The organism is Accumulibacter sp., from assembly GCF_036625195.1.
Taxonomy (GTDB): Bacteria; Pseudomonadota; Gammaproteobacteria; order Burkholderiales; family Rhodocyclaceae; genus Accumulibacter.
The window spans coordinates 4,623,084-4,627,280 of record NZ_JAZKUG010000001.1 but is presented as its reverse complement, the minus strand read 5'-3'; the positions used below and the strand labels follow the sequence as shown (position 1 = coordinate 4,627,280).

At 67.6% G+C, this 4,197-nt stretch carries 3 protein-coding genes; 2 read left to right on the top strand and 1 reads right to left on the bottom strand.

Going from position 1 to position 4,197, the window contains the following annotated elements; genetic code table 11:
* Positions 1–418: 418 nt before the first annotated feature.
* Positions 419–1,744 carry a capsule biosynthesis protein gene (locus V5B60_RS20440; RefSeq protein WP_332349728.1) on the bottom strand — a complete coding sequence of 442 codons (1,326 nt, stop codon included), beginning with the start codon at positions 1,742–1,744 and terminating at the stop codon, positions 419–421.
* 136 nt (positions 1,745–1,880) lie between these two features.
* Between V5B60_RS20440 and V5B60_RS20435 the strand changes: the two genes are divergently transcribed.
* A complete protein-coding gene (locus V5B60_RS20435) occupies positions 1,881–2,663 on the top strand; it encodes an SDR family NAD(P)-dependent oxidoreductase (RefSeq protein WP_332349725.1) in 783 nt (260 codons plus the stop codon).
* Complete coding sequence (locus V5B60_RS20430) at positions 2,656–4,191, top strand: LTA synthase family protein (RefSeq protein WP_332349723.1); 1,536 nt, start codon at positions 2,656–2,658, stop codon at positions 4,189–4,191. The genes V5B60_RS20435 and V5B60_RS20430 overlap by 8 nt, the downstream gene beginning before the upstream one ends.
* Positions 4,192–4,197: the final 6 nt, after the last annotated feature.

Sequence of the window (4,197 nt, the reverse complement as noted above, 5' to 3'; positions counted from 1 at the left end):
GAGAGTTCACTCCGCGTGGGATGGCGTTGACGACGCACGATGCCGTCGCAAGAACTGCAGCAATTATGGAACATAAGGACTGCTTCTTGCGCTCTTTCTTGAGCGCTCAGGTCCTCAAAACGCGGGAAACTCTGCGGCACTCCGGCATTCTGGAGCACGCACGCCTAGCCGCGGTCGGGCTCCGCGCTGGCGACGACTTTGTGCTTGCTGCCGAACTCTGCGAGCCCGCAGGGCCCTGCACTGATCCTCATGACTCACCCGCATGAGCCAGGACCATGAGTTCACATTTTCTGCTGAAAGCCGAAGCCCGGCCCACGTGAGCCGGGAGTGGTGCGGGTACGGGCGAGGCAACCACCGGCAGGGGGAAAGCCTGGCGGTGTGAAGCGGTCAGGCGACCGCCCAAGTGGCGCCGTGTCCGTCACGGCCGGCCGGGACCAGGTGACTTCTCGAGCAGGCGGGTAGGGCCACCGGCCACATCGTGGGGGGGCCTATTGCTCCGTGTTTCCCCCCGGCCCAGCGCCGACTCCTCGACGTCGCGCTCGGGCAGCCACGGCAGTCCTTCCTCGAGGCGCTGCACCGTTGCGGGAACCGCCACCGCCAAGCCTTCCCGGGTGTAGTAGCCGCCGCGCACGTGCAGCGCGCCGGCCAGGAGCCGAATGAAATCGCGGACGAGGTCGCTATCTGGTGGTTCCGGAGCAAGCCAGAAGCGCTCCAGTGGGCCGCCGAAGCTCAGGCCGGCGACGTCGAAAATGGCGCTGCCCATGACCTTCAGCGGACAACCGACGACCAGGGCCGAGATGCCGACGGTGCTGTTGACCAGCACGCAGCCCCTCGCCCGACGCAGCATTACGACCACATCACCGCTGCTGACGCAATGAACGCGGTTGGCCACCCCGAGTTGTGCCGCGATCTCGCCGATGACCTTTGGCCACGGGGTGAGACCGGGGTCGAGCGGGTGCACCTTGACGACCAGTCGGGAGGGCTCTGGCGCATGCGCGGCGAAGGAAGCGAGGATCTCGCGCGCCGCCGCCGGCATGTCTGGGTAGCGGGAATGGTCGCGGATCTGGTAATCGGTCGAGAGTTGCAGCGGTAGCACGAAGGTTGGCACGTCCTGCTGCTGCAGTGCGGTGAGGGTCTGCGCCGTGCGTCGTCGCTCGGCGCCGCCAAGGATCCAGCGCCGTAGCCAGGCCGCGTACTCGGCGAAAGGGTGGTGGATCGCGTGCCGACGGTAGCCCGGGTAGAGCGGACGCGACAGTACCTCTGCGACGTTGTAGACCACGTCGAGCATCGCCAGCCGCCAGAACGGGGTGGTGCAGCACACAGTCAGGTCAGGCACCGGGTACTGCTGCGCCAGCGAGCGGATGAGCGCGGGATCGCGCGGCATGCGCGAATGGGTGCCCATGCCGTCGCGTTCGAGAACCAGCCAGTCCGGTCGCAGGTAGCCGAGTTCGCTGCAGATGATCTCGGCGCTGCGGGCGCGAGCCTCCTCGATGGCGATCCGGTGATGCGGTCGCCGGTCGCCGAGCAGGAAGAGATGCGTGATCGGATGCTCATCCAGGAAGTGGGCGATGTACTTCCGCCAGCCATCGATGCCGCCGCGGTAGTCGCGCGCCGGCAGGCGCCAGAACAGGCGGTCGCCGAGATGCAGGTTGATGCGCGAGACGCGGTGACCACGGGCGATCAACTCGCGCGCCACCTCGTGCATGTAGAATGACGACGGTCCTTGGAGAAAGAGAACGTGCAATGTTCTGTCGAGCTGATGTCGGCTGCAGTCGCGACCGGTGGCGCGGCTGTCGGGCCGCCGGTCAGCGACCGGAGCGCCCGCATTGGTTCGGGTCCGCGATGATAAGGCAAACGGGTTGCCTCGTGTTAGCCCCGTGATGGCGCGGAGCGACACGCTGGCGCCACGCAGTGTGCTGATCACCGGTGCCAGTGGCGGTATCGGTGCTGCGTTGGCGAGAGCCTATGCCGGGCCCGGGTGCATGCTCGTGCTGCAGGGGCGCGACCAGCAGCGCCTCGCTGCGGTGGCCGAGGCGTGCGCGGCGCGCGGCGCGCGCGTGCTGACCAAGGTGCTCGACCTGCGTGATCGCGTGGCGCTCGTGGCATGGCTGCAGTCGGTCTCGCACGCGGAGCCGCTCGACCTCGTCATCGTCAACGCCGGCGTCAACACCAGCATCGGGGCCGACGGGGCTGGCGAGAGCTGGGCTGCCGTCGAAGAGCTGATCGCGGTCAACGTGCTCGCGGCAATGGCAACGGTCGATGCGGTCCTGCCGGCGATGCGCGCTCGCGGTTCGGGCCAGCTGGCGCTGATCAGCTCGCTGGCTGCCTACTACGGTCTGCCGGTGACACCGAGCTACTGCGCCAGCAAGGCGGCTCTCAAGGCCTATGGCGAGGCCCTCCGCGGTTGGCTGGCGAGAGAGGGAGTACGCGTCAGCGTCGTCATGCCGGGCTACGTCGAGTCGCAGATGTGTCGCCAGATGCCCGGTCCGAAGCCCTTCCTGTGGTCAGCCGAGCGTGCGTCGCAGCGGATCAGGCGCGGCCTGCTGCGCAACCGGGCGAGAATCAGCTTCCCATTTCCGCTCGCTCTCGGCACCTGGTTTCTGGCGGTGCTGCCGCCGACCTTGTCCGAACGGATTCTCGCTCTGCTCGGCTACCGTGGGTGAGGCGTTCTGGCCGGCCGTGCTGCCGGCGCTGGCCGGCAGTGGCTGCCTGGCGCTGCTCGTCGAGCGCCTGCTCGAGCCGCCACCGCTGGCCTGCTGGCGGCGGCCGGCAGCGGCGCTGGCGATCCATCTTGGGCTCTGGCTCTGGTTGTCGAGCGTTCTGCTGCTGCTCCTGCAACGCCCGGTCTTTGCCGCCAGCTCGCTGCTCGCAGGTTTCCTGTTCGTCGTCCTGGTCAGCAACGCGAAGGTGCATTCGCTGCGCGAACCGTTCATCTTCCAGGACTTCGAGTACTTCAGCGATGCTCTGCGCCATCCGCGGCTCTACATGCCCTTTCTCGGCGCGGTGCGGGCGCTTCTGTCGCTGCTGGCGCTTGGCCTGGCGATTGCTGGCGGCCTGACGATCGAGGATTCGCTGCTCGACCGGATGTCGGTCGCTGAGTTCCTCTCCGGCGCGGCGACGCTGGCGCTGGTGGGGTTGCTGCTGCTCTGGTTCGGCGCACGGCACCGGCTTGGCGTCACTCTCGATCCGACCACCGACTTGCGGCAGCTCGGCTTGCTGACCGCCCTCTGGCGTTATGGCGAAGAGGAGCACGCCCCCTGCGACGTACGGTCGACCTACGAAGGGCCAGGGCCCTTACCCGAGCCCGGCGCCGGGCTGACGACACTGGTGGTCGTGCAGAGCGAATCTTTCTTCGATGCGCGGCGATTGTTCTCCGGCATCCGCGGCGAGCTTCTCGGTGAGTTCGACTCGTTGCGCTGCAGCGCCGCCTGTCACGGGCCGCTGCAGGTGGCCGCATGGGGCGCCAACACCGTGCGTACCGAGTTCGCCTTTCTCTCGGGCCTGGCTGCCGATTCGCTCGGCGTACACCGCTTCAACCCGTATCGCCGAGTCGCGCGGCAGGGGGTGGCGACGATCGCCACTTTCCTCAAGCGCCTGGGCTACCGGACGATCTGTGTGCACCCGTACGCAGCCAGTTTCTACTCGCGTCAGGTGGTGTTCCCACGACTCGGCTTCGATGAGTTCATCGACATCGGTTCCTTCGCCGGCGCAGCGCGCGACGGTCCCTATATCGGCGACCTCGCGGTCGCCGAGCACGTCGCCGCCTTGCTGGCGACGACTGCCGGCGAGCCGCTGTTCGTCTTCGTCATCACGATGGAGAACCACGGCCCCCTGCATCTCGAGAAGGTCGCTCCGGGTGACGAGGAGCGGCTCTATACGGAGTCGCCCCCGCCGGGCTGCGAAGACTTGACGATCTATCTGCGGCATCTGGTCAACGCCGACCGGATGGCCGGCCGGCTGCGTGCAGCGATCGATCGACTGCCTGGTCCGGCCTGCCTGTGCTGGTTCGGTGACCACGTGCCGATCATGCCTGGGCCCTACCGCGTCCTCGGTGTGCCGGACGGGCGCACCGACTACCTCATCTGGCGCAAGGGCGACCCACCCCGCGTGGTCGTGCCGCGCGAGTTGCGCATCGACGAACTGGGCAGGCAAGTCCTGCAGCAGATGGGTCTGCTGCCGGCGCGCGAGTGAACGAGG

Bases quoted from the DNA above. Each gene is read 5' to 3' on its own strand.
- V5B60_RS20435 (WP_332349725.1), top strand. From the start codon at position 1,881: ATGGCGCGGAGCGACACGCTGGCGCCACGCAGTGTGCTGATCACCGGT.